Consider the following 25403-nt stretch of genomic DNA (forward strand, 5'->3'; position numbering starts at 1 on the left):
ATCAACTGCGGCTTCCTGAACAGGGGAAGGGCGGCTATGATGGGCCACGTTTTTTTGCTTACAACCTGGAGAATTCCATGAGCAGCGATCTTATCAAACACGTTAGCGACGCTAGCTTCGAAGCCGACGTACTCAAGGCCGAAGGCGCTGTCCTGGTCGATTACTGGGCTGAATGGTGCGGTCCTTGCAAAATGATCGCTCCGGTTCTGGACGAGATTGCCGAGACTTACAAAGGCAAGCTGACCGTTGCCAAACTGAACATCGACGAAAACCAGGAAACCCCGGCCAAGCACGGCGTGCGTGGTATCCCGACCCTGATGCTGTTCAAGAACGGCAACGTTGAAGCGACCAAAGTCGGCGCCCTGTCGAAGTCGCAACTGGCGGCTTTCCTCGACGCCAACATCTAAGCGTCGCTGTAAAGTGCCTGAAAAAAAGCCCCGCAATTAGCGGGGCTTTTTGCGTATTCAGGGCTAGACGCTCCGAAACTCAGGTGGTACATTCGGCCCCGCACTGGTTTCTCCACTGCCCCCTGCTAGCCGTCGCCGACGCACTCCTTTTCGAATTAGTTCGCGATCCTGTCGCCTTCTCCGCGGCGCGGCCTCATTAAGCCAAAAGCTTAATTTCCCCCCCCTCCATAAATGATTACGTCATTCCTATATGAATCTGACTGAACTCAAGCAAAAGCCGATTACCGAACTGCTCGAATTGGCCGAACAGATGGGCATAGAAAATATGGCCCGTTCGCGCAAGCAGGACGTGATTTTCTCCCTGCTGAAAAAGCACTCGAAAGGCGGCGAGGAAATCTCCGGTGATGGCGTGCTGGAGATTCTCCAGGACGGCTTCGGCTTCCTGCGCTCCGCTGACGCTTCCTACCTGGCCGGCCCGGACGATATCTACGTCTCGCCAAGCCAGATCCGCCGCTTCAACTTGCGTACCGGTGACACCATCGTTGGCAAGATCCGCCCTCCGAAGGAAGGCGAGCGGTATTTCGCCCTGCTCAAGGTCGACACGATCAACTTCGATCGTCCGGAGAACGCGAAAAACAAGATTCTCTTCGAGAACCTGACCCCGCTGTTCCCGACCGTGCGCATGAAGATGGAAGCCGGTAACGGTTCCACCGAAGACTTGACTGGTCGCGTGATTGACCTGTGCGCCCCGATCGGCAAAGGCCAGCGTGGTCTGATTGTCGCGCCGCCGAAAGCCGGTAAAACGATCATGCTGCAGAACATCGCAGCGAACATCGCCCGTAACAACCCTGAAGTTCACCTGATCGTGCTGCTGATCGACGAACGTCCGGAAGAAGTAACCGAAATGCAGCGCACCGTGCGCGGCGAAGTGGTTGCCTCGACCTTCGACGAGCCGCCGACCCGTCACGTGCAGGTTGCCGAAATGGTGATCGAGAAGGCCAAGCGCCTGGTCGAACACAAGAAAGACGTGGTGATCCTGCTCGACTCCATCACCCGTCTGGCCCGTGCCTACAACACCGTGATCCCGAGCTCCGGCAAGGTATTGACCGGTGGTGTCGATGCCCACGCCCTCGAGAAGCCAAAGCGTTTCTTCGGTGCTGCGCGTAACATCGAAGAAGGCGGCTCGCTGACCATTATCGCCACCGCGCTGGTTGAAACCGGCTCGAAAATGGACGAAGTGATCTACGAAGAGTTCAAGGGTACCGGCAACATGGAGCTGCCTCTGGATCGCAAGATCGCCGAGAAGCGCGTGTTCCCGGCGATCAACATCAACCGCTCCGGCACCCGCCGCGAAGAGTTGCTGACCGCCGACGACGAACTGCAGCGTATGTGGATCCTGCGCAAGCTGCTGCACCCGATGGACGAAGTCGCTGCCATCGAGTTCCTGGTCGACAAGCTGAAAGCGACCAAGACCAACGACGAGTTCTTCTTGTCGATGAAGCGCAAGTAATACGCAGCTGTTTAAAAGAACGCTCCCGAAAGGGGGCGTTTTTTTTTGCTTTCTGGGGGCATGACTTTGCCGATGTGTCAGTCCTCTTGTTTGAACAACAGCTACCCGCAGGGGCAAGAAACCTTATGTAGCTGATTGGTGGTCACCGTGATATCGACGGATTAAGGGCACTGACGGGCTGCTGTTTGCCCGTCAGAGCAGGTAGGATGTACGCCTATTTTGAGGGTGCCATCGTCAATGAAATTCAAGGATCTTCGGGATTTCGTGCAGCAGCTTGAGCAGCGCGGAGAGTTGAAACGCATCCAGATTCCCGTCTCGCCGGTGCTGGAGATGACCGAGGTATGCGACCGCACGCTGCGGGCCAAGGGCCCGGCGCTGTTGTTCGAAAAGCCCACCGGTTACGACATTCCGGTGCTTGGCAACCTGTTCGGCACCCCTGAGCGGGTAGCCATGGGCATGGGCGCCGAGTCGGTCAGCGAGCTGCGCGAAATCGGCAAGCTGCTGGCCTTCCTCAAGGAACCCGAGCCGCCGAAGGGCTTGAAAGACGCGTGGTCGAAGCTGCCGATCTTCCGCAAGATCATCTCGATGGCGCCGAAAGTCGTCAAAGACGCGGTGTGCCAGGAAGTGGTCATCGAAGGCGACGACGTTGATTTGGCGATGCTGCCGGTGCAGACCTGCTGGCCTGGCGACGTCGGCCCGCTGATCACCTGGGGCCTGACCGTCACCAAAGGCCCGAACAAAGAGCGCCAGAACCTCGGCATCTACCGTCAGCAAGTGATCGGCCGCAACAAGGTGATCATGCGCTGGCTCAGCCACCGTGGCGGCGCGCTGGACTATCGCGAATGGTGCGAGAAGCATCCGGGCCAGCCGTTCCCGGTGTCCGTGGCATTGGGTGCCGACCCCGCGACCATCCTCGGCGCGGTAACCCCGGTGCCAGACAGCCTGTCCGAATACGCTTTTGCAGGTCTCTTGCGCGGTAACCGCACCGAACTGGTCAAGTGCCGTGGCAACGACCTGCAAGTGCCGGCCACTGCCGAGATCATCCTCGAAGGCGTGATCCATCCCGGCGAAATGGCTGATGAAGGCCCGTACGGTGACCACACCGGTTACTACAACGAAGTCGACAGCTTCCCGGTGTTCACCGTCGAGCGCATCACCCACCGGATCAAACCGATCTATCACAGCACCTACACCGGCCGTCCGCCGGATGAGCCGGCGATTCTCGGCGTGGCGCTCAACGAAGTGTTTGTGCCGATCCTGCAGAAGCAGTTCCCGGAAATCACCGACTTCTACCTGCCGCCGGAAGGCTGCTCGTACCGCATGGCCATCGTGACCATGAAGAAGTCGTATCCGGGGCATGCCAAGCGCGTGATGCTCGGTGTCTGGTCGTTTTTGCGACAGTTCATGTACACCAAGTTCGTTATCGTCACTGACGACGATATCAACGCCCGCGACTGGAACGACGTGATCTGGGCCATCACCACGCGCATGGACCCCAAGCGCGACACGGTGATGATCGATAACACGCCGATCGACTACCTCGACTTCGCCTCGCCGATCTCCGGCCTGGGTTCGAAAATGGGCCTCGATGCCACCCACAAGTGGCCGGGCGAAACCACTCGGGAGTGGGGCCGCGTGATCGTCAAGGACGACGCCGTCACCCAACGGATCGATGCCATCTGGAATCAGTTAGGAATAGATTGATGCGTGTAACCCTGCAGCCCTCCGGAGCAGTGCTCGAGATACAGCCCGGTGAGCGGATTCTCGATGGCGCGCGGCGCCTGGGCTACGAATGCCCGCAAAGCTGCCGCAATGGCAATTGTCATGTGTGTGCGGCGCTGCTGGTTGAAGGTAGCGTCGCGCAGGACGGCAAGGTGCATGATCACGGCGAGTTCTACACTTGCATCGCCGAGCCGCTGGAAGACTGCATCCTGCTGTGGGATGGCGTGCTCGCGCTGGGAGAACTGCCGGTGCGCAGCCTGTCATGTCAGGTCATCGAATGCCGCGATGTCGGTGGCGACACCTGGCGTGTGCGCCTGCGGGCGCCGGCCGGCAAGCCGCCGCGCTATCACGCCGGGCAGTACTTGATGATCGAACGTGAGAACGGCGAGAAGTCGGCGTTCTCCATGGCCTCGGCACCCCACGGCGGGCGTGACCTGGAAATCCATGTGCTGGCGCGCGAAGCCAGTGCACTGAGCCTGATCGAACAGCTGCAACGCAACGCGATGGTGCGTGTCGAGCTGCCGTTCGGCGATACGCATCTGGCCGAGCTGCCCGACGGGCCGCTGGTGCTGGTCGCCGCCGGTACCGGCATGGGCCAGATTCACGCCCTGATCGAACACTGCCGCGCCAACGGCTTCAAACACCCGGTGCATCTGTACTGGGGCGTGCGCCGTCCGGAAGATTTCTATGAGATCGAACATTGGGACGAATGGCTGAAACTGCCCAACCTGTTCCTGCACAAAGTCGTCAGCGATCAATGCGGTTGGGAAGGGCGCTGCGGCATGCTGCACGAGGCGGTCTGTGAAGACTTCCCCGACCTGAAACCGTTGCACGTCTACGCCAGCGGCTCGCCAGCCATGGTCTACGGCACGCTGGACGCATTGGTCGAAGCCGGGATGGATGCCCATCAAATGCGTGCCGACGTATTCGCTTACGCCCCACGCTCCTGATTCTTTATAACTCGCTATATAGCCGATCGGTATTTATGTAATTGCATAAATACCGCTAGGTTATATATCAATCAGGCAATCAATTAAGAACTGTGCCATGGCACTCAAATTGCCTTAAAACATATGTGCCTTATTGTTACAGCGGTGCGTTCTATTAAGTAATTCTTTACCCGCGGGGAGCTGAACGCTATTCGCCATGAGCGCCATTGAAAACGCTTTTCTGAATTTGAATTACCCTCCGCGGCTCGATCTTGGGCCGCAGCTGACGCACGAACAACTTCTCGCTTCCATGCAATCGACCATGGCGCGCCACAAGGGCGGGCCGGTGTGGCTGTTCGCGTATGGTTCGCTGATCTGGCGGCCGGAATGTACGGCAGTGGAGCGCGTACGTGGACGCGTGCATGGCTACCATCGCGGCTTGTACCTGTGGTCGCACGAGCACCGCGGTACGCCGGAAATGCCGGGTCTGGTATTTGGTCTGGATCGCGGCGGTTCGTGCAGCGGCTTCGCCTATCGCTTGCCGGAAGACAATCTCGATGCGGCGCTGTACGCGCTGTGGAAGCGCGAGATGCCGGTGCCATCCTATCGGCCACACTGGCTCAATTGCCGTCTTGCCGACGGTAGCCAGGTGCAGGCATTGGGATTTGTGTTGGAGCGACACCTGCCCAGCTATGCCGGCAACCTGCCGGATCATGTGCTGAGTCAGGTGTTCGAAAGCGCCAGCGGGCGTTACGGCACGACTCGCGATTATGTCGAGCAGACCGCCCACGCCCTGCGCAGCCACGCCATGCCAGATCGAAACCTGGAGGCGCGGCTCAAGCGCTGTAAATCACAAAGCGATCAGGCGACCGCTTCACGGCTCTGACTGGCGACTTGCTTGTGCCACAGGGTCGGGGCGAGGAAGGCCATCGACAGCAGGCAAGCGCCCACCAGCAGGACAAAACCACCGTCCCAGCCGAAGTGGTCAACGGTGTAGCCCATCGCGGCACTGGCCGCGACCGAACCACCGAGATAACCGAACAGGCCAGTGAAGCCTGCGGCAGTGCCAGCGGCTTTCTTCGGTGCCAGTTCCAGCGCCTGCAGGCCGATCAGCATCACCGGGCCATAGATCAGGAAACCGATGGAGAACAGCGCGATCATGTCGACGGTCGGGTTACCGGCCGGGTTCAGCCAGTAAACCAGCGTTGCGACAGTCACCAGTGCCATGAACACCATGCCGGTCAGGCCACGGTTGCCACGGAAGATCTTGTCCGACATCCAGCCGCACAGCAGCGTGCCCGGGATACCCGCCCACTCATAGAAGAAATAGGCCCACGAGGTTTTGTCGACGGTGAAACCCTTGGCTTCTTTCAGGTAGGTCGGTGCCCAGTCCAGCACGCCGTAGCGCAGCAGGTAGACGAAGACGTTGGCCATGGCGATGTACCAGAGCATTTTGTTGCGCAGCACGTATTTGACGAAGATCTCTTTCGCGCTGAATTCGTCTTCGTGGCTGGCGTCGTAGCCTTCCGGGTAATCGTTCTTGTACTTCTCGATCGGCGGCAGGCCAACCGATTGCGGGGTGTCGCGCATGGTGATGAACGCAAACACGGCCACGCCCAGCGCCACCGCTGCCGGTACGTAGAACGCCGCGTGCCAGTCGTTGAACAGGCCCATGCCGAGCAGGAACAACGGGCCGATCAGACCGCCGCCAACGTTATGCGCCACGTTCCACACGGACACCACGCCGCCGCGTTCCTTCTGTGACCACCAGTGCACCATGGTCCGGCCACTTGGCGGCCAACCCATGCCCTGGGCCCAGCCGTTGATGAACAGCAGGATGAACATCATGGTCACGCTGGATGTTGCCCAAGGTGCGAAACCGAAAATGAACATCACCCCGGCCGAGACCAACAGGCCGAACGGTAGGAAGTAGCGTGGGTTGGAGCGGTCGGACACCAGGCCCATGAGGAATTTCGATAAGCCGTAGGCAATGGCGATCGCCGACATCGCCAGACCCAGATCACCGCGGCTGTAGCCTTCGTCGATCAGGTACGGCATGGCCAGCGAGAAGTTTTTGCGCAGCAGGTAGTAACCCGCATAGCCAAAGAAAATACCGGCGAAGATCTGCCAGCGCAGGCGTCGGTACGTGCTGTCTATTTTTTCTTCAGGCAATGGAGCCTGATGTGCGGCAGGACGAAAGAAAGCAAACATTCAAGAGCTCCAGATTTCTTGTTTTGACTGCGGATGCGAATGTTACAGTTTCGTTACCGAAAATAGCACCGGTTCGCATCGAGCAAATAGCGGAAAATGTTGGAAGTCGCGTGTTCCTTTACGAACCTGTCGCTCAGCTGTAAGAACAGGGCGTTTTTGTGGCGGTCGGGACGTTGTGTCTTAGACTCGCGATCTACAGATCGACTGATATCTCGAGATAAACGATGACCCCGAAAGTTCGCAGGCTATTGCCCAGACTGTTGATGGTCGCAGCGGTGACTGTTTCAGTGTTGGCACTGAGCTTCGCCCAAGGTTCTGCAGCACCAGGCCTGCGCAATGTCACCGTATTGATCGTCCGCCATGCGGAAAAGCCTGATGTCGGCCGAGAACTCAATGCCCGGGGCGAACAGCGCGCCGCAGCTTACGCGGACTATTTCACCTCTTTGCAGTTGGACGACCAGACACTCACACCCCAACGTCTGATCGCTACCGCCGACAGCCCGGAAAGCATCCGCCCGCGACAGACGCTGATTCCACTGTCCCAGCGCCTGCAACTGCCGATCGAGCAGCCCTACGCCAATAACGACGTCGACAAACTGGTCAGCTCGCTGCGCAAGAATAATCAGGCGAAAACCGTGCTGATCGCCTGGCATCACGGCCACATCAATAAGCTGATTGCCGCTTTCGGCGGCGATGGCCCGGCACTGATCGGTCAGCCGAAATGGCCGGTGGATATCTACGACTGGCTGATTGTTTTGCGCTTCGACGACAGGGGGCAGTTGATCCAGTCGCGAAGCGAGAAGGTTCAGGAACAACTGATGCCAGGCGATATTGCAGGCTGAAACGGTAATAGGGTCCGTCAGAAAAGTTACCTTTAAGCATTCGCGTGGTGCGTTCGCCCGATTTACCGTTGTGTCTTGGGAAACGTCCTGCGTCCAAAGCAGAAGTTGCGCCATTCAGTTAAACGTCATAGCTCCGTAACCTTTGTGCTGTTGCCGGGATCGGCATTCGGGTGCTTAGGGAGCGGATCATGCGGTGGATTGTGGCGTTGCTTTTGTTGCTGGTCGGCGGTGTCGTGCAAGCGGCGGGGGCGCTGTTGATTCCCGAAGACAACCCCCGACCAATTTATCCACTGGCATTGTCCAGGGCAGGGATTACGGGAGAGGTTAAGGCTCGTTTCATCGTCAGGGCGGATGGCTCAGTCAGCGAAATCAGCATTCTGAAAAGCGACCACCCCGATCTGGCTGAAGCGGTCAGAGTTGCGCTGGTGCAGTGGCGTTTCAAGCCTTGGGCTGTAGAGGAGGACAAACCCGAAAAGCAGGAAGTCGTCGCGCCGATAGTCTTTCGGCTCGATCTGGATCAACCCATTCACGTCAACCGGCAACTGAAAGTCTTGCGATGCCGAACGGTCAACGAGAACCTCGCCAACATTGCCGAGTATTCATGGATCGATTCGGCGGCGTTCGCACAAACCCGCGCCTATCTATCGAACGTCTTCCATAAAACCCAGCTTCCGGATGAGCAGCGTCTGGCGATGATCGCCAGGATGAATCGGCAGGTTGAGAAGATCGTCAGGGCTTGTCGAGAGAGCCCCACGCGCAAATTCATAAGCCTGTTGCCCACGGAGATTCGTGAGTTGCTCTGATAACAAAAGCCAGTATGACCGAGCCGGACATTCTGGCCTTTATCGAAAGGTTACTCAGCGCACCTGCACCACCACCTTGCCCACCGCCTTGCGCTGGCCAAGATCATTGATCGCCTGCGCCGCATTGCTCAGCGGATAGACCTGCGACACCAGCGGTTTCAACTTGCCCTCGGCAAACCAGCCGAATAACTGCTGAAAGTTCGCCGCGTTGTCTTGTGGCTGACGCTGGGCAAAAGACCCCCAAAACACACCCAGTACAGCCGCGCCTTTGAGCAGGGCGAGGTTGACCGGCAGTTCGGGGATCCGGCCGCTGGCGAAGCCGACTACCAGCAAGCGACCGTTCCAGGCGATAGCGCGGATGGCTTGATCGAACAGGTCACCGCCAACCGGGTCGTGAATCACATCGGCACCCTGGCCATCGGTGAGGCGTTTGATTTCGTCTTTGAGGCTGGTTTCGCTGTAGTTGATCAACTCGTCGGCGCCGGCTGCCTTGGCTACTGCGAGTTTCTCGGCACTGCTGGCGGCAGCAATCACCCGGGCGCCCATGGCTTTGCCGATTTCGACGGCAGCCAGGCCGACCCCGCCGGAAGCACCGAGTACAAGCAGGGTTTCCCCCGGTTGCAGGTTGGCGCGCTGCTTGAGTGCATGCATCGAGGTGCCGTAGGTCATGCTGAAGGCGGCGGCGATGTTGAAATCCATCGACGGCGGAATCGGCAAGACGTTGTAGCCCGGCACGGCGACTTGTTCGGCGAAGCTGCCCCAACCGGTCAGGGCCATGACCCGATCGCCAACCTTGAGGTGGCTGACCTTTTCCCCGACTTCACGCACCACACCGGCCGCTTCACCACCCGGCGAGAACGGGAAGGGCGGCTTGAACTGATACTTGCCCTCGATGATCAGCGTATCCGGGAAGTTGACCCCGGCGGCGTGCACGTCCAGCAGGATTTCATTCTTCTTCGGGGCGGGGCTGGCGACCTCTTCCAGCACCAGCGATTCGGCAGGGCCGAAGGCTTTGCACAGCACGGCTTTCATCAGGGCTATTCCTTTGGGAGTGATGGCCGATAAGTGTAGGTGTGTCAGTCAACGGGTCAACGAGCATGCCCGGCCCTGATAGTCAGCCATAAGCTTGTGCTTGCGCGGCGGGTCGTTATGCTAGGCCGCAAACCGGATAAGGAGCGAATTGTGAAAGCGTGGATCATGTTGTTGCTGGCCCTGTCTCTGCCTGTGGCAGCGCTGGCCGAAGAAGCCAAAGAAGGCGAGGCGCCGAAGGTAAGCTACATCACCCTGAGTCCACCGTTCGTGGGGAACTACGGGCTGGACGGTACGCCGAAGCTCAAGGTCTACAAGGCCGATGTGGCATTGCGCGTGACCGGCGAAGAGGCGAGCAAACTGGTCAAGGCCAACGAGCCGCTGATTCGCAATCAACTGGTGGCGCTGTTCACTCAGCAGACCTCTGATGCGATGGCCAGCATCGAAGGCAAGGAAAAGCTGCGTCAGGAAGCGTTGAAGCAGACCCAGCAAGTGATGAATGATGAGACCGGCAAACCGGTGGTTGAAGATCTGTTGTTCAACAACCTGATCATTCAATAAGCCATTCGTTGTCCGGGCTGGCCCCATCGCGAGCAGGCTCACTCCTACAGTTGGAATGCGTTCCCCTGTAGGAGTGAGCCTGCTCGCGATGGCGATGTTTCAGGCAACATATTCTTCAAGGCTTGAGCGCAATCACCGCAGCCCACTGCTCCGGCGTCACCGGCATCACCGACAATCTTGATCCCTTCTGTACCAACGGCATCTCCGCCAGCGCCGTCTGCTGCTTCAGATAATCCAGCTTCAACACCCGGGTAAACGTCTCGACGTGTTCAACGTCAATCGCACTCCACGCGTTCTTCTCCTGCGTAGCCTTCGGATCGAAGTAATGACTCTCCGGCTCCAGTGCGGTGGGATCCGGGTACGCCGCTTCGATTATTTTGCCGATCCCGGCAATCCCTGGCTCCGGGCAGCTGGAATGATAGAAAAAGAACTCATCGCCCACCGCCATCGCGCGCAGGAAGTTGCGTGCCTGATAGTTGCGAACCCCGTCCCAGCGCGCTTTGCCGAGTTTTTCCAGACCTTTGATCGAGAGTTCGTCGGGCTCGGACTTCATCAGCCAATAGGCCATGGTTTTTTGCTCCTGAAACGGTCATTGGGCAGGTTGTCGGGCAATTTTATGACAAACCGACAGTCGGTTGACGTCAGCGTTTGCGCGCAGGTTCACGTTGTCGCAAAATGCCGGCCTTTAAAGCTTGACGCTGCTGCACGGCCTACAAACGGAAACCGCTGCTGTCATCGTGATGATGTGCCTTGAGGGGGGCAATCGATGAAACGCAAACCGGATTTACTATGGACTTTGGTAATTTTGTTTGGCCTGGGCGTCGTGACCACCGGTTACGCGCAAAGCCTGTGGGCGAACAAGGCCGACGCGCCGATTGAAGTTGCACAGCAAGTACAACAGTCGACAGCCTTCAAGCGCTGAAACTGCTTTCCCGACGCCGCTGATCTGCGCGGCGTCCTATCCTGCGAAATACCACGCCTTGTCGCTGACCGTGCCTTGTAACGGTACATCCCAGCTCGCCTGCGCCAATCGCTCGACCTTCTGACACTCATGGGCCAGCCCCAGCAACGTCGGCTTGCGCCAGTTTTTGCGTCGAGCCAGATACGCCAGACTGCGATCATAGAAACCGCCACCCATCCCCAGGCGTCCGCCGACATCGTCAAACCCTACCAACGGCAACAACACCAGATCCAGTGCCCAGACCTTGCGTTGCTGCGCCAGATTGGCGCGCGGCTCGAGAATGCGGAAGCGATTGGGTTTGAGTTTCTCGCCGGGACGAATCCGCTGGAAAACCATCTTGGTTCGCGGCCAGGCGCTGAGCACCGGCAGGTACGTCGCCTTGCCCCGACGCTGTGCTTCACGCAACAGCAGGCGCGGATCGATTTCACCGTCGGTGGGTAAATATAGAGAGATATGTCTGGCCCGGCGAAAATGCGGGTCTTGCGCCAATTGCCGGTACAGGCCTTTGGCAGCCTCGCGTTGTTCGCTTTTGCTCAGCGAACGGCGCGCCTTGCGCAGCAGGCGGCGGAGTTGCGGGCGGGGCAGTAGCGCGGGTTCGGTCATGGTTCGGCTTCGGCAGGTTGGACGAAAACGTACGCATAAAAAATCCGATGGCGGTTTTCACCGACATCGGATTCGAATCAGGCTCCCCGGATGAACCGCTGTCAACTTAGCCCTTGAACCCGAAAGTTCAAGGTGGAAGATGCAGTAGACTTTAAGGCTTTCCGTCTAGCGGACATGCACACCAGCCCAACGTGCAACTTCCAGGGTAGTGCGAATCGGCTCAGGGACATCGTCAACTGGCAAGCACCCCAGGGAGTGCCGCGAGTATACCGCAAGCGGCCAGTCGAATCAGCCCTTGGTGGTGTTCTGATCGTCGGCCAGCACCAGATCGACACGATCGAGCAAGTCACGCACCTGTTCGCGGGTCGAGCCGCTGGCCTGGATATCCGGGCGCTCTTCTTTGTGCAAGAGGTCATGGGTGATGTTCAGCGCGGCCATCACAGCAATGCGATCGGCACCGATGACTTTGCCGCTGCTGCGGATTTCGCGCATCTTGCCATCGAGGTAGCGCGCGGCGCTGACCAGATTGCTGCGTTCTTCCTGCGGGCAGATGATCGAATACTCTTTGTCGAGGATCTGCACGGTGACGCTATTGCTTGAACTCATGAGTCTTGCTCCAGGGCCTTGAGGCGCGAAATCATCGATTCGACCTTACGCCGGGCGATTTCGTTTTTTTCAATGAGGTGAGCGCGTTCCTCGCGCCAGGTTTTTTCCTGAGCTAGTAAGAGTGCGTTTTGACTCTTTAGTTGCTCGACTCGGCCAATCAGCAGTTCGAGTCTGGCCATCAGCGCTTGCAGGTCGGTGTCTTCCATTGTGTCCACTGGGTCGGAGTCTGTCTGATGGGATAGCTGGCGGACAGCCTTTAATAGTCTTGGCGAGTCTGTCGATGTAGGATACAAGGCCTTCATTCTAGACATAGCGCCGTCTGGCGCCTAGCTGCCCATGACCATTGCGAATTCCCCTTACAAAGCCTTTGCCACCCTGCTGACCTCCAGCGGCCACAACGTTTCGCCTGCCGAACTGCACGGCGTGCTGCTCGGGCGCAGTTGCGCCGGTGCCGGCTTCGATAACGAAGGCTGGCTGATCGACGCCGCCGAACTGCTCGAAGGCGACATCCAGGACACCGTCCGCAACGCCCTGATCGGCCTGCAAGAGATGGTCAAAGGCGAGCTGACCGGCGACGATGTCACTGTCGTTCTGCTGCTGCCGACCGATGACGCGCCACTGGCCGACCGCGCCGCTGCACTGGGCGAGTGGTGCCAGGGCTTCCTCAGCGGTTTCGGCCTGAACTGCCGCGACAGCAGCATGCTCAGCACTGAAGCCACCGAAGTGCTGCAGGATCTGGCCGCCATTTCTCAGGTGCAAGATGCCCTGGAAGAATCCGAAGACGGCGAGACCGACTACATGGAAGTCATGGAATACCTGCGAGTTGCGCCGCTGCTGCTGTTCTCGGAAACCAAGAAAGCCAACGTGCCGCCAGCCGCCAAGCCGTCGCTGCATTAATCGCGTGCCAGGGAAAGCCATCTGCCCATGACCCATATCCCGAAAGCGGAATACAGCCGTCGCCGCAAGGCCCTGATGGCGCAGATGGAACCCAACAGCATCGCGATCCTGCCCGCCGCCGCGGTGGCCATTCGCAACCGCGACGTCGAGCACGTCTATCGGCAGGACAGCGACTTCCAGTACCTCAGTGGTTTTCCCGAGCCGCAGGCTGTCATCGTCCTTATGCCCGGCCGTGAGCATGGCGAGTACGTGCTGTTCTGTCGTGAACGCAACGCCGAACGCGAGTTGTGGGACGGCTTGCGCGCAGGCCAGGAAGGCGCGATCCGCGACTTCGGTGCCGACGACGCCTTTCCGATTACCGACATCGACGACATTCTCCCGGGCCTGATCGAAGGCCGTGACCGGGTGTATTCGGCGATGGGCAGCAACCCCGAATTCGATCGTCACCTGATGGACTGGATCAACGTGATCCGCTCCAAGGCGCACCTCGGTGCCCAGCCGCCGAACGAATTCGTTGCCCTGGATCATCTGCTGCACGACATGCGCCTGTATAAATCGGCGGCAGAAGTGAAGGTGATGCGCGAAGCCGCACGGATTTCGGCGCAGGCGCATATTCGCGCGATGCAGGCCAGTCGGGCCGGGCTTTACGAGTACAGCCTCGAAGCCGAGCTCGATTACGAATTCCGCAAGGGCGGAGCGAAGATGCCGGCCTACGGCTCGATCGTCGCCGCCGGGCGCAACAGCTGCATCCTGCATTACCAGCAGAATGACGCGCTGCTCAAGGACGGTGATCTGGTGCTGATCGACGCTGGCTGCGAGATTGATTGCTACGCCAGCGACATCACCCGCACCTGGCCGGTCAACGGCAAGTTTTCGCCGGAGCAGAAAGCGATCTACGAATTGGTATTGGCCTCGCAGGAAGCCGCATTCGCCGAAATCGCCCCGAACAAGCATTGGAATCAGGCACATGAAGCCACGGTTCGGGTGATCACCACAGGCTTGGTGAAACTCGGATTGCTGCAAGGCGAAGTCGACGAATTGATCGCCAGCGAAGCCTATAAAGCGTTTTACATGCACCGCGCCGGCCACTGGCTGGGTATGGATGTGCATGACGTCGGCGAGTACAAGGTCGGCGGCGAATGGCGCGTGCTGGAAGTCGGCATGGCGCTGACCGTGGAGCCGGGCATTTATATCGCCCCGGACAATCAGAACGTCGCGAAGAAATGGCGCGGCATTGGCGTGCGCATCGAGGACGACGTGGTGGTGACCAAAACGGGCTGTGAAATCCTCACCAGCGGCGTGCCGAAAACCGTCGCAGAAATCGAAGCGCTGATGGCGCAAGCAAGGACCCACGCGGCATGAGTCGAGTCAATCTGGCAATCATCGGTGGCGGTCTGGTCGGCGCCAGTCTGGCGTTGGCCTTGCAGGCCGGAGCCAAGGCGCGTGGCTGGAAGATCGTGCTGATCGAACCGTTCGCTCCCGGTGACAGTTGGCAGCCGAGCTACGACGCACGTTCCTCGGCGTTGTCCTTCGGCTCGCGACAGATCTATCAACGCTTGGGCGTGTGGCAGGAAATCTCCCGCCGTGCCGAGCCGATCAAACAGATTCACGTTTCCGACCGTGGCCGCTTCTCCACCGCGCGCTTGTCGGCGATGGAAGAGGGCGTGCCGGCACTCGGTTACGTGGTGGAAAACGCCTGGCTCGGTCAGTGCCTGTGGCAGCACGTCGACAAAGACGTGATCAGCTGGCGCTGCCCGGCGGAAGTCACGCGCATGGAACCGCTGCCCGACGGCTATCGCCTGACCCTCAATGATGAAACCACCCTTGAATGCGACCTCGCGGTACTCGCCGATGGCGGTCGCTCCGGGCTGCGCGAGCAGTTGGGCATCAACGTGCGCAAGCGTCCGTACAACCAGAGCGCGCTGATCGCCAACATCACCCCGAGCGAAGCGCACAACGGCATGGCCTTCGAGCGCTTCACCGACGAAGGGCCGATGGCGCTGCTGCCACTGCCGGAAAACCGCTGCGCTTTGGTCTGGACCCGTTTGGGTATGGACGCGCAGCGCTTGGCCGATCTGAGCGAGCGCGATTTCCTCAGCGAATTGCAGGGCGTGTTCGGCTACCGCCTCGGCACGCTGAAACAGGTCGGCGCACGGCATTTGTATCCGCTGACGCTGGTCGAGGCCGAAGAACAAGTGCGCTCGCATCTGGCCGTGCTCGGCAATGCGGCGCACAGCCTGCACCCGATTGCCGGGCAGGGTTTCAATCTGTCGCTGCGTGATGCCGATGCCTTGGCGGCTGCGCTGTTGGCCAGCGATAAACCGCTCGGCGACCTCGCCACGTTGCAGACGTATCGCGAGCGTCAGCGTCTCGATCAGGATCTCACCGTCGGTTTCTCCGATCAGGTCACGCGCCTGTTCGGCAGCACGCAACCGCTGGTTTCGCTGGGGCGCAACATCGGCCTGCTCGGCCTTGATCTGCTGCCACCGGCCAAGCGCTGGTTTGCCCGTCAGGCCATGGGTTTGGGAACACGACCGGATGCTTAAGTGGTTAAGCGGCAAATTCGGTAAAGCACGATTGATGCGCTGGGTGATGACGTTCTACCCGCCGTACCTCGGCGCCGGTGTTCGGGTTCGGCACATCAGCGATGACTTTCGCGATGTGCAGGTGTCGATGGGCCTGGGCTGGTACAACCGCAACTACGTCGGCACGCAGTTTGGCGGCAGTCTGTATTCAATGGTCGATCCGTTTTTCATGCTGATGCTCATGGAAAACCTCGGTTCGCGCTACATCGTCTGGGACAAGGCTGCCGACATCGATTTCATCGCACCGGGCAAAGGCCCGGTGTTCGCCCGCTTCACTATCGACGAGACCTTGCTCGCCGAAATCCGCCGGCAGACCGCCGATGGCGAGAAATACCTGCCGCAGTTGCAGGTCGACATTCATGACGGCGCCGGCAATCTGGTGGCGCGGGTCGGAAAAACCCTTTACGTGCGGCTCAAGCCGCAAGCGAGACAGGCTTAAAGCATGGAAATGCGCGCAGATCTGCTGATTGTCGGAGCCGGAATGGTCGGCAGCGCTTTGGCGTTGGCGTTGCAGGACAGCGGCCTCGAAGTCCTGCTGCTCGACGGCAGCCCGTTGAGCGTCAAACCCTTCGACGCCGAAGCCGCTTTTGAGCCGCGAGTGAGTGCCTTGTCGGCAGCCAGCCAGCGCATTCTTGAACGCCTCGGCGTGTGGGAAGGCATCGCCAAACGCCGCAGCAGTCCATACACCGACATGCACGTCTGGGACGGCAGCGGCACCGGGCAGATTCATTTCTCGGCGAGCAGTGTGCACGCCGAGGTGCTGGGGCATATCGTCGAAAACCGTGTGGTGCAGGACGCCTTGCTCGACCGTCTGCACGATTGCGATCTGGGCATGCTGGCCAATGCGCGGCTGGAGCAGATGCGCCGCTCCGGCGATGACTGGCTGCTGACGTTGGCTGACTGTCGGCAGTTGCGCGCGCCGCTGGTGATTGCCGCTGACGGTGCCAACTCGGCAGTGCGCCGTCTGACCGGTGTGGCGACGCGTGAGTGGGATTACCTGCATCACGCCATCGTTACCAGCGTGCGCAGCAGCAAATCGCACCAGATGACCGCGTGGCAGCGCTTTACCGATCACGGGCCGCTGGCGTTTTTGCCGCTGGAGCGTGATGGTCAGCAGGATTGGTGTTCGATCGTCTGGTCGACCACCCCGAGTGAGGCCGAGCGCTTGATGGCGCTGGACGAAGCGGATTTCTGCCGTGAGCTGGAGCGTGCCTTTGAAGGGCGACTCGGCGAAGTGATCAGTGCCGATCCACGCCTGTGCGTGCCGCTGCGTCAGCGTCATGCCAAGCGTTACGTGGCCGAAGGGCTGGCGCTGATCGGCGATGCGGCGCACACCATTCACCCGTTGGCGGGGCAGGGCGTAAACCTGGGTTTCCTCGATGCGGCGGTGTTGGCGGAAGTGCTGTTGCAGGCGGCGGAGCGCGGTGAGCGTTTGGCCGATGTGAAGGTGTTGAGCCGTTACGAGCGTCGGCGCATGCCGCATAACTTGGCGTTGATGGCGGCGATGGAAGGGTTTGAGCGGTTGTTTCAGGCGGATCCGTTGCCGGTGCGTTGGTTGAGGAATGCCGGGTTGAAGCTGGTGGAGCAGATGCCCGAAGCGAAGGCGCTTTTTGTGCGTGAAGCACTCGGATTGACCGGTGATCTTCCGGCCCTCGCCAAGCCTTGATCTTTTCGTTGCTGCTGATGGCCTCATCGCGAGCAGGCTCACTCCTACAGGGGATCGCATTTCAAATGTAGGAGTGAGCCTGCTCGCGATGGCGCCCGTCCAGGCACCACAATTTTCAAACTGTGCAACATCTGGTAACTCCTTCAAAAAGAGTTCGATTGAGGTGGTAAATGTGAGTCCTTATCATTTGGCCCACATTTTCCGACCGAGAGACCACTCCCATGTTGGCACCCAAGCGTCTTCTGACCGCACTGGCCCTGACCCTGATCGGTAGCACAACGGCCCAGGCCGCTGATGAGGTGGTGGTTTACTCGTCGCGCATCGATGAACTGATCAAACCGGTCTTCGATGCCTACACCGCCAAGACCGGGGTGAAGATCAAGTTCATCACCGACAAGGAAGCGCCGCTGATGCAGCGCATCAAGGCCGAGGGTGAAAATGCTACCGCCGACCTGCTGCTCACCGTTGATGCCGGCAACCTCTGGCAGGCCGAGCAGATGGGCATCCTCCAGCCGTTCACTTCGAAAACCATCGACGCCAACATCCCGCTGCAATATCGCTCGTCCAGCCATGCCTGGACCGGTCTGAGCCTGCGCGCGCGGACCATCGCCTACTCCACCGAACGGGTGAAACCGGGCGAACTGACCACCTACGAAGCACTGGCCGACAAGAACTGGGAAGGGCGCCTGTGCCTGCGAACGGCGAAAAAGGTCTACAACCAGTCGCTGACCGCGACCATGATCGAAGTCCACGGTGCCGAAAAGACCGAGAAGATCCTCAAGGGCTGGGTCAACAACCTCTCCACCGATGTGTTCTCCGATGACGTCGCGGTGCTCGAAGCGATCAATGCCGGGCAGTGCGACGTTGGCATCGTCAACACGTACTACTACGGTCGCCTGCACAAGCAGAAGCCGGAGTTGCCGGTAAAACTGTTCTGGCCGAATCAGGCCGATCGGGGTGTGCATGTCAATCTGTCGGGCATTGGCCTGACCAAGCATGCACCGCACCCGGAAGCGGCGAAGGCTTTGGTTGAGTGGATGACTACACCTGAGGCGCAGAAGATCTTTGCTGACGTGAACCAGGAATTCCCGGCCAACCCGGCGGTAGCACCTTCGGAAGAAGTGGCGGCGTGGGGCAAGTTCATTGCCGATACTTTACCGGTGGAAGTGGCGGGCAAGCGTCAGGCTGAGGCGATCCGGATGATGGATCGGGCGGGTTGGAATTGAGTCTGTTCCGATAACGCTGCTCACTTTAGATCGCTGCCCTCACCCCAGCCCTCCCGAAACGTCGGACCGCCCGGAGGGAGAGGGAGCCGACTTGTAGTGTTTTCGAAACCTGAGTTCGACTCGATATCTCAGGTCGATGTAGCTTGCATGAGCACCTCGGTCAGTCCCCTCTTCCTCTGGGAGAGGGAGTCGATCTATGTTGAATTCAAATCCTGAGTTCGACTCGATATCTCAGGTCGGCGTAATTCTCATAAACTACGCGGTCAGTCCCCTCTCCCTCCGGGAGAGGGCTAGGGTGAGGGCAACAATCCCAACCTGAAATACTCAACCCAAGAACACCCCAATCCCCCAGAGACCCAAAAGTGGCCCACCCTGCCCAACGCCGCTGGTACCCCATCGTCTTCGCCATCGCCGCGCTGGTGCTGTTGCCCCTGAGCGTTCTGCTGCTCTCCTGGCAGACCATCGACCAGCAAATCTGGTCGCACCTGTGGGAAACCCAGATGCCACGCCTGCTGGGCAATACTCTGACGCTGGTCGTTGGCGTCGGTGTCGGTGTGACGCTGCTCGGCGTCAGCCTCGCCTGGCTCACCAGCCTTTGCGAGTTCCCCGGGCGGCGCTGGCTCGACTGGGCGCTGATGCTGCCTTTCGCCATTCCGGCCTACGTACTGGCGTTCGTCTTCGTCGGCCTGCTCGACTTCGCCGGCCCCGTACAGACCCTGCTGCGCGAATGGTTCGGCACCGGTCTGCGCCTGCCACGGGTGCGCTCCACCGGCGGGGTGATCATCGTGCTGGTGCTGGTCTTTTATCCCTACGTTTACCTGCTGGCGCGCACCGCGTTCCTCGCCCAGGGCAAAGGCCTGATGGAAGCCGCACGGGTACTTGGCCAGTCGCCGTGGCAAGCCTTCTGGCGGGTGGCGTTGCCGATGGCGCGTCCGGCCATCGGTTCGGGCGTGGCGCTGGCGCTGATGGAAACCCTGGCCGATTTCGGTGCAGTGTCGGTGTTCAACTTCGACACCTTCACCACCGCCATCTACAAAACCTGGTACGGCTTCTTCAGCCTGCCGAGCGCCGCGCAACTGGCCAGCCTGTTGCTGCTGGTGGTGATGTTGGTGCTCTACGGTGAACGCCGTGCGCGCGGTGCCAACCGGGCAAGCAACGAGCGGCCACGGGTCAAAGCCTTGTATCACTTGCGCGGATTCAAGGCCCTCGCGGCGATGAGTTGGTGTGGATTGGTGTTCGCCTGCGCTTTCGTCATTCCGATGCTGCAACTGATCGTCTGGTTCTGGCAGCGCGGGCGTTTCGATCTCGATGAGCGCTACGCCGGGCTGATCCTGCACACCCTGTATCTGGGCGGCATGGCGGCGCTGATTACGGTCAGTGTTGCCCTACTGCTTGCGTTTGCCCGGAGGCTGGCGCCGACGCAGGCGATCAACTCTGGTGTTGGTCTGGCCAACCTTGGCTACGCCTTGCCGGGTTCGGTGCTGGCGGTGTCGATCATGCTGGCCTTCAGTTACTTGGATCGAGAATTGGTCATCCCGCTCTCCGGATGGCTCGGTGGCGCAGGCAAACCGTTACTGCTTGGCAGCCTGGCGGCACTGTTGATGGCTTATCTGGTGCGTTTCATCGCGGTCGCTTACGGCCCGCTGGAAAGCAGTCTGGCGCGTATACGGCCATCTTTGCCCGAAGCGGCACGTAGCCTGGGTGTCAGTGGGCCGCGACTGTTTTTCAAAGTGTATCTGCCGTTGTTACTGCCCGGCACGTTGAGCGCGGCGTTGCTGGTGTTCGTCGATGTGCTCAAGGAAATGCCCGCGACCCTGCTGATGCGCCCATTTGGCTGGGACACGCTGGCCGTACGCATCTTTGAAATGACCAGCGAAGGCGAATGGGCGCGTGCGTCGTTGCCAGCGCTGACCCTGGTTCTGGTCGGATTGTTACCGGTCATCGGCCTGATTCGCCGCTCTGCCCATCGAAACACTTAGTAGTGAGTCCTGAATCATGCGGCTACAATGCGCGGCATTCGGTGCGGTTCGTCTGACAGATCTTTTCGCTGAAATTGGCTGAAAGCCTTCTATTACAAGGCTTTCACGCTGTGCAGCGACTGTCCGCACCTTCGCCACGCCCGGAAGGAGAAACCCATGGGACAGCGTACGCCTCTGTATGACCTGCATCTCGCCCTCGGCGCGAAGATGGTCGATTTTGGCGGTTGGGACATGCCTCTGCATTACGGCTCGCAGGTCGAGGAACACCACGAAGTGCGCCGCGATTGCGGGGTGTTCGATGTATCCCACATGACCGTGATCGATGTCACCGGCCCCCAGGCCAAAGCCTGGTTGCAGCATTTGCTGGCCAATGATGTCGACCGCCTGCATCGCCCTGGCCGTGCGTTGTACAGCACCATGCTCAACGAGCGCGGCGGCATCGTCGACGACATGATCGTCTACCGCCTCGACGACGCTTATCGACTGGTGTTCAACGCTTCCACCCGCGATCAGGATCTGGCCTGGATGAACGCGCAGCGCGGCGATTACGACGTGCAGCTGCACGAGCGCGCCGAACTGGCGATGCTCGCCATTCAAGGTCCACAGGCCCGGCACAAGATTGCCGAACTGGTGACCCAGTCGCGCGCCACGCTGATCCAGCACCTCAAGCCATTCGAAGGCTACACCGACGGTGACTGGTTTATCGCCCGTACCGGTTATACCGGTGAAGATGGTCTGGAAATCTGCCTGCCGGCCAGTCAGGCGCCGGGGTTCTTCAACGATCTGGTCGGCGCCGGTATTTCCCCGATCGGCCTCGGCGCCCGCGACACTCTGCGCGTTGAGGCCGGAATGAACCTCTACGGTCAGGACATTCATCAGGACGTTTCGCCGCTGGCGTCGAACATGGCCTGGAGCATTGCCTGGGAACCGGCCTCGCGCCAGTTCATCGGTCGCACTGCGCTGGAAGCGGAAAAAGCCGCCGGCGTTGCGCACAAACTGGTCGGCCTGGTGCTGGAAGAACGCGGCGTTTTGCGCGCTCATCAAGTGGTTCGCATCGCCGATGTTGGCGAAGGGGAGATCACCAGTGGTAGTTTCTCTCCTACGCTAAGCAAATCGATTGCCCTGGCGCGTGTTCCGATGGCAACCGCCGACCGCGCCGAAGTGGAAATCCGTGGCAAGTGGTACCCGGTGCGAGTGGTCAAACCGACCTTCGTACGCCACGGCAAAACTTTGATCTAACCTTTTTCCGGCGGGCATGACCGCTGACCCAATTCCGAGGACACCGAAGATGAGCAATATCCCCGCTGAACTGCGTTTTGCCGAAAGTCATGAATGGGCACGTCTGGAAGCCGACGGCACCGTCACCGTGGGCATCAGCGATCACGCGCAGGAAGCGCTGGGCGATGTGGTGTTCGTCGAGCTGACTGAAGTGGGCAAGGTGTTCGCCGCTGAAGATCAGGCTGGCGTCGTTGAATCGGTGAAAGCTGCTTCCGACATCTATTCGCCGATCAGCGGTGAAGTGATCGCAATCAACGAAGAGCTGGGCGGCTCGCCTGAGCTGCTGAACTCCGACCCGTATGGCGCGTGGATCTTCAAGCTCAAGCCAAGCGACAAGGCTGAGCTGGACAAGCTGCTGGATGCAGCGGCGTACAAGGCCGCCATCGGAGAGTAAGCGTTAAGCAATACCCAAAGCCCCGACTCGTCGGGGCTTTTTCATGGGCGATACAAATCCCCTGTAGGAGTGAGCCTGCTCGCGATAGCGCTCTTTCAGACACATTAATGCTGACTGACACACCGCTATCGCGAGCAGGCTCACTCCTACAGGGGGACGCGGTGCACTGAAAATGGGTTGCCATGTGGGCTGCTATGCTGGTTTGACCGTGTTGCATTGACGCCGAGCGCCAGCCAAGAGAGAGCCCGTCATGTCCCAGTTGCCGTCCCTGAGCCAGTTACGCGATCCCGACGCTTTTCTGCGCCGCCACCTCGGTCCCGACATCGCCGAACAACAGGCGATGCTCGACAGTCTCGGCCTCGGTAGTCGAATCGAACTGATCGAGCAAACGGTGCCGCCAGGCATTCGCTTCAATCGCGCGCTCGACCTGCCACCGGCGCTGGATGAACAAGCAGCGCTGGCCAAACTGCGCGGTTATGCCGAACAGAATCAGGTCTGGACCAGCCTGATCGGCATGGGCTATCACGGCACACTGACGCCGACCGTCATCCTGCGCAACGTCCTGGAAAATCCCGGCTGGTACACCGCGTACACGCCGTATCAACCGGAGATCGCCCAGGGCCGGCTCGAAGCGCTGCTGAATTTTCAGCAGTTGACCATCGACCTCACCGGGCTCGAATTGGCCAACGCCTCACTGCTCGATGAAGCCACGGCAGCGGCGGAAGCCATGGCGCTGGCCAAGCGTGTGGCGAAGTCGAAGAGCAACCTGTTCTTCGTCGATGAGAACTGTCATCCGCAAACCATTTCCGTGGTGCAGACCCGCGCCGAAGGCTTCGGTTTCGAGCTGATCATCGACGCTGTGGATAACTTGAAACAGCATCAGGTGTTTGGCGCGCTGCTGCAGTATCCCGACACTCACGGCGAGATCCGTGATCTGCGGCCGTTGATCGATCACTTGCATGCGCAGCAGGCCCTGGCGTGTGTGGCGACCGATTTGTTGAGCTTGCTGTTGCTGACACCGCCGGGCGAACTGGGCGCCGATGTGGTGTTCGGCTCGTCCCAGCGCTTTGGCGTGCCGATGGGTTATGGCGGTCCGCACGCGGCGTTCTTTGCCAGTCGCGAGGAATACAAACGGGCGATTCCGGGGCGGATCATCGGTGTGTCGAAAGATGCCCGGGGCAACGTGGCGCTGCGCATGGCGTTGCAAACCCGCGAGCAACATATCCGCCGTGAGAAGGCCAATTCGAACATCTGCACCGCGCAGGTGCTGCTGGCCAACATCGCCAGTTTCTACGCGGTGTATCACGGCCCGGAAGGTTTGAAACGCATCGCCCAGCGCACGCATCGGTTGACCTGCATTCTGGCGGCCGGGCTTGAGCGCAAAGGCATCAGTCGGGTCAATGCGCAGTTCTTCGACACCCTGACGCTGGACGTCGGCGGTGCGCAAACCGCGATTATCGAAAGCGCTCAAGCCGCACAGATCAATCTGAGAATACTCGGGCGCGGTCGAGTGGGGCTGAGTCTCGATGAGACGTGCGATGAGAGCACCGTGGCCAAGCTGTTCGATGTGCTGCTCGGCGCCGATCATGGGTTGAATGTCGATGAACTTGACGCTGAAGCCCTGAGCTCGGGCATCCCCGACAACCTTCAGCGCAAAACCCCGTACCTGCGCCACCCGGTGTTCAACGCTCATCACAGCGAAACCGAGATGCTGCGCTATCTCAAACAACTGGAAAACAAGGATCTGGCGCTCAACCAGTCGATGATCCCGCTGGGCTCCTGCACCATGAAACTCAACGCCACCAGCGAAATGATCCCGATTACCTGGCCGCAATTCGCCAATCTGCATCCGTTTGTGCCCCGCGAGCAGGCCGTCGGTTACACATTGATGATCGAGGAGCTGGAGCGCTGGCTGTGCGCAATCACCGGGTTCGATGCGATCTGCATGCAGCCCAACTCCGGCGCCCAAGGCGAGTACGCCGGGCTGCTGGCGATCCGCAAATATCATGAGAGCCGTCAGCAGGGTGCGCGGGATATCTGCCTGATTCCGTCCTCGGCCCACGGCACCAACCCGGCCTCGGCGCAGATGGCCGGAATGCGCGTGGTGATCGTCGAATGCGACGAGGCGGGCAACGTCGATCTGCCGGATTTGAAAGCGAAAGCCGCCGAGGCTGGGGATAAGTTGTCGTGCCTGATGGCAACCTATCCGTCGACTCACGGTGTGTACGAGGAGGGCATCAGCGAGATCTGCGAGGTTATCCACAAGCATGGCGGTCAGGTGTACATGGACGGCGCCAACCTCAACGCGCAGGTCGGGCTGGCGCGGCCGGCGGACATCGGCGCCGACGTGTCCCATATGAACCTGCACAAGACTTTCTGCATTCCCCATGGCGGCGGTGGGCCGGGCATGGGCCCGATCGGCATTCGTGCGCATCTGGCGCCGTTCGTCGCCAATCACCCGGTGGTGCCAATCGATGGGCCGTTGGCGCAGAACGGCGCCGTCAGCGCGGCGCCATGGGGCAGTGCAAGTATTCTGCCGATCAGTTGGATGTACATCGCCATGATGGGCCCACAGTTGGCGGATGCCAGCGAGGTGGCGATTCTGGCAGCGAATTACCTGGCGCAACATTTATCCGGTGCGTTCCCGGTGTTGTATACCGGGCGCAATGGGCGCGTGGCTCATGAATGCATTCTGGATTTGCGGCCATTGAAGGCGCAGACCGGGATCAGTGAGGAGGACGTCGCCAAGCGTCTGATGGATTACGGTTTCCATGCGCCGACCATGTCCTTCCCGGTGCCGGGAACCTTGATGGTCGAGCCGACCGAGAGTGAATCCAAGGCTGAACTGGACCGCTTTATCGGTGCAATGTTGAGCATTCGCGCAGAAATCACTGAGGTGCAGAACGGCAACTGGCCGGCCGAGGACAACCCGTTGAAACGAGCGCCGCATACCCTGGCGGATGTCACCGGAGTTTGGGAGCGGCCCTACAGCATCGAGCAGGGCATTACCCCGGATGCGCACACCAAGGCGCACAAGTATTGGCCGGCGGTGAATCGGGTCGACAATGTCTACGGCGATCGCAACCTGTTCTGCGCCTGCGTCCCGGTGGATGATTACCGCTGAACTCTCTGGTGGCACACTGTCTCCTGTAGGAGTGAGCCTGCTCGCGATAGCGGTGAATCAGTCACCGGAG

General features: G+C 59.9%; 24 protein-coding genes, 1 other RNA gene and 1 pseudogene. 19 read left to right on the plus strand and 7 right to left on the minus strand.

The genetic code is table 11. From position 1 onward, the window contains the following. The first annotated feature begins 77 nt into the window (after positions 1-77). The 5 genes from trxA (at position 78) to KBP52_RS19785 (ending at position 5454) form a co-directional block, all read left to right on the plus strand. Positions 78-407: a thioredoxin TrxA gene (gene trxA, locus KBP52_RS19765; RefSeq protein WP_003206727.1), complete on the plus strand. Its 330-nt coding sequence runs from the start codon at positions 78-80 to the stop codon at positions 405-407. 250 nt (positions 408-657) lie between these two features. After that, positions 658-1917, plus strand: a complete 1260-nt coding sequence (gene rho / locus KBP52_RS19770; RefSeq protein WP_077574986.1) for a transcription termination factor Rho — start codon at positions 658-660, stop codon at positions 1915-1917. Between the two features lie 237 nt (positions 1918-2154). Beyond that, positions 2155-3621, plus strand: coding sequence for a 4-hydroxy-3-polyprenylbenzoate decarboxylase (gene ubiD, locus KBP52_RS19775; RefSeq protein ID WP_034151998.1), 1467 nt, complete (start codon positions 2155-2157; stop codon positions 3619-3621). After that, positions 3621-4589 carry a CDP-6-deoxy-delta-3,4-glucoseen reductase gene (locus KBP52_RS19780; protein ID WP_034151997.1) on the plus strand — a complete coding sequence of 323 codons (969 nt, stop codon included), beginning with the start codon at positions 3621-3623 and terminating at the stop codon, positions 4587-4589. Before ubiD ends, KBP52_RS19780 begins: the two co-directional genes overlap by 1 nt. Before the next feature lie 196 nt (positions 4590-4785). Beyond that, entirely contained in the window at positions 4786-5454 is a 669-nt protein-coding gene (locus KBP52_RS19785) for a gamma-glutamylcyclotransferase (protein ID WP_077574984.1), read from the plus strand. Here the strand turns inward: KBP52_RS19785 and glpT are convergent. Further along, positions 5430-6779 carry a glycerol-3-phosphate transporter gene (glpT, locus tag KBP52_RS19790; protein ID WP_007911178.1) on the minus strand — a complete coding sequence of 450 codons (1350 nt, stop codon included), beginning with the start codon at positions 6777-6779 and terminating at the stop codon, positions 5430-5432. The two genes, KBP52_RS19785 and glpT, sit on opposite strands and share 25 nt — an antisense overlap. A 224-nt stretch (positions 6780-7003) precedes the next feature. Here glpT and KBP52_RS19795 point away from each other — a divergent pair, with 224 nt between their 5' ends. Both KBP52_RS19795 and KBP52_RS19800 read left to right on the plus strand, forming a co-directional pair. Beyond that, the gene (locus tag KBP52_RS19795; RefSeq protein ID WP_212620806.1) at positions 7004-7621 is read left to right on the plus strand and encodes a flagellar basal body-associated protein FliL; all 618 of its coding nucleotides are present in this window, start codon (positions 7004-7006) and stop codon (positions 7619-7621) included. Positions 7622-7809: 188 nt separating this feature from the next. Then, positions 7810-8424, plus strand: coding sequence for an energy transducer TonB (locus KBP52_RS19800; RefSeq protein ID WP_116028467.1), 615 nt, complete (start codon positions 7810-7812; stop codon positions 8422-8424). Between the two features lie 54 nt (positions 8425-8478). Here the strand turns inward: KBP52_RS19800 and KBP52_RS19805 are convergent, their stop codons facing one another. Continuing rightward, positions 8479-9456, minus strand: coding sequence for an NADPH:quinone oxidoreductase family protein (locus KBP52_RS19805; protein ID WP_212620807.1), 978 nt, complete (start codon positions 9454-9456; stop codon positions 8479-8481). A 150-nt stretch (positions 9457-9606) separates the two neighbouring features. On the opposite strand from KBP52_RS19805, the gene KBP52_RS19810 reads away from it, so the two are divergent. Then, on the plus strand, positions 9607-10014 hold the full coding sequence (locus tag KBP52_RS19810; protein WP_116028465.1) for a flagellar basal body-associated protein FliL: 408 nt from the start codon (positions 9607-9609) through the stop codon (positions 10012-10014). Between the two features lie 115 nt (positions 10015-10129). Here the strand turns inward: KBP52_RS19810 and KBP52_RS19815 are convergent, their stop codons facing one another. Then, positions 10130-10582, minus strand: coding sequence for an EVE domain-containing protein (locus KBP52_RS19815; protein WP_123593548.1), 453 nt, complete (start codon positions 10580-10582; stop codon positions 10130-10132). A gap of 198 nt (positions 10583-10780) precedes the next feature. Between KBP52_RS19815 and KBP52_RS19820 the strand changes: the two genes are divergently transcribed. Further along, positions 10781-10936 (plus strand): hypothetical protein, encoded by a 156-nt coding sequence (locus KBP52_RS19820; protein WP_007911192.1) that lies wholly within the window; start codon positions 10781-10783, stop codon positions 10934-10936. A gap of 39 nt (positions 10937-10975) precedes the next feature. Here the strand turns inward: KBP52_RS19820 and KBP52_RS19825 are convergent. The 4 genes and pseudogenes from KBP52_RS19825 to KBP52_RS19840 form a co-directional block, all read right to left on the minus strand. Next, a pseudogene (locus KBP52_RS19825) lies at positions 10976-11578 on the minus strand (5-formyltetrahydrofolate cyclo-ligase); the annotation flags it as partial. Positions 11579-11657: 79 nt separating this feature from the next. Continuing rightward, a non-coding RNA gene (gene ssrS, locus KBP52_RS19830) (6S RNA) lies at positions 11658-11836 on the minus strand. Positions 11837-11866: 30 nt separating this feature from the next. Next, positions 11867-12184 (minus strand): cell division protein ZapA, encoded by a 318-nt coding sequence (locus KBP52_RS19835; protein WP_034151990.1) that lies wholly within the window; start codon positions 12182-12184, stop codon positions 11867-11869. Further along, entirely contained in the window at positions 12181-12390 is a 210-nt protein-coding gene (locus KBP52_RS19840; protein ID WP_007911197.1) for a TIGR02449 family protein, read from the minus strand. The genes KBP52_RS19835 and KBP52_RS19840 overlap by 4 nt, the downstream gene beginning before the upstream one ends. A gap of 130 nt (positions 12391-12520) precedes the next feature. On the opposite strand from KBP52_RS19840, the gene KBP52_RS19845 reads away from it, so the two are divergent. The 10 genes from KBP52_RS19845 to gcvP all read left to right on the plus strand — a co-directional run bounded on the left by KBP52_RS19845 (position 12521) and on the right by gcvP (position 25333). After that, positions 12521-13081 carry a YecA family protein gene (locus KBP52_RS19845; RefSeq protein WP_212620808.1) on the plus strand — a complete coding sequence of 187 codons (561 nt, stop codon included), beginning with the start codon at positions 12521-12523 and terminating at the stop codon, positions 13079-13081. A 27-nt stretch (positions 13082-13108) separates the two neighbouring features. Beyond that, on the plus strand, positions 13109-14443 hold the full coding sequence (gene pepP / locus KBP52_RS19850) for a Xaa-Pro aminopeptidase (protein WP_116028461.1): 1335 nt from the start codon (positions 13109-13111) through the stop codon (positions 14441-14443). Further along, positions 14440-15627, plus strand: coding sequence for a 2-octaprenyl-6-methoxyphenyl hydroxylase (gene ubiH, locus KBP52_RS19855; RefSeq protein ID WP_077574976.1), 1188 nt, complete (start codon positions 14440-14442; stop codon positions 15625-15627). The genes pepP and ubiH overlap by 4 nt, the downstream gene beginning before the upstream one ends. Beyond that, on the plus strand, positions 15620-16105 hold the full coding sequence (locus tag KBP52_RS19860; protein WP_123593551.1) for a DUF4442 domain-containing protein: 486 nt from the start codon (positions 15620-15622) through the stop codon (positions 16103-16105). Before ubiH ends, KBP52_RS19860 begins: the two co-directional genes overlap by 8 nt. A 9-nt stretch (positions 16106-16114) precedes the next feature. Further along, positions 16115-17332, plus strand: coding sequence for a 2-octaprenyl-3-methyl-6-methoxy-1,4-benzoquinol hydroxylase (locus KBP52_RS19865; RefSeq protein WP_212623148.1), 1218 nt, complete (start codon positions 16115-16117; stop codon positions 17330-17332). A gap of 221 nt (positions 17333-17553) precedes the next feature. Next, positions 17554-18558, plus strand: coding sequence for an extracellular solute-binding protein (locus tag KBP52_RS19870; RefSeq protein WP_077574973.1), 1005 nt, complete (start codon positions 17554-17556; stop codon positions 18556-18558). A gap of 362 nt (positions 18559-18920) precedes the next feature. Then, a complete protein-coding gene (locus tag KBP52_RS19875) occupies positions 18921-20537 on the plus strand; it encodes an iron ABC transporter permease (protein WP_212620809.1) in 1617 nt (538 codons plus the stop codon). 156 nt (positions 20538-20693) lie between these two features. Further along, the gene (gene gcvT, locus KBP52_RS19880; RefSeq protein WP_077574971.1) at positions 20694-21776 is read left to right on the plus strand and encodes a glycine cleavage system aminomethyltransferase GcvT; all 1083 of its coding nucleotides are present in this window, start codon (positions 20694-20696) and stop codon (positions 21774-21776) included. Positions 21777-21825: 49 nt separating this feature from the next. After that, positions 21826-22209: a glycine cleavage system protein GcvH gene (gene gcvH / locus KBP52_RS19885; protein WP_122596654.1), complete on the plus strand. Its 384-nt coding sequence runs from the start codon at positions 21826-21828 to the stop codon at positions 22207-22209. A gap of 250 nt (positions 22210-22459) precedes the next feature. Next, the gene (gene gcvP, locus KBP52_RS19890; RefSeq protein WP_212620810.1) at positions 22460-25333 is read left to right on the plus strand and encodes an aminomethyl-transferring glycine dehydrogenase; all 2874 of its coding nucleotides are present in this window, start codon (positions 22460-22462) and stop codon (positions 25331-25333) included. Positions 25334-25403 lie beyond the last annotated feature (70 nt).

Source organism: Pseudomonas sp. SCA2728.1_7, assembly GCF_018138145.1.
In the GTDB taxonomy this organism is placed as follows: Bacteria; Pseudomonadota; Gammaproteobacteria; order Pseudomonadales; family Pseudomonadaceae; genus Aquipseudomonas; species Aquipseudomonas koreensis_A.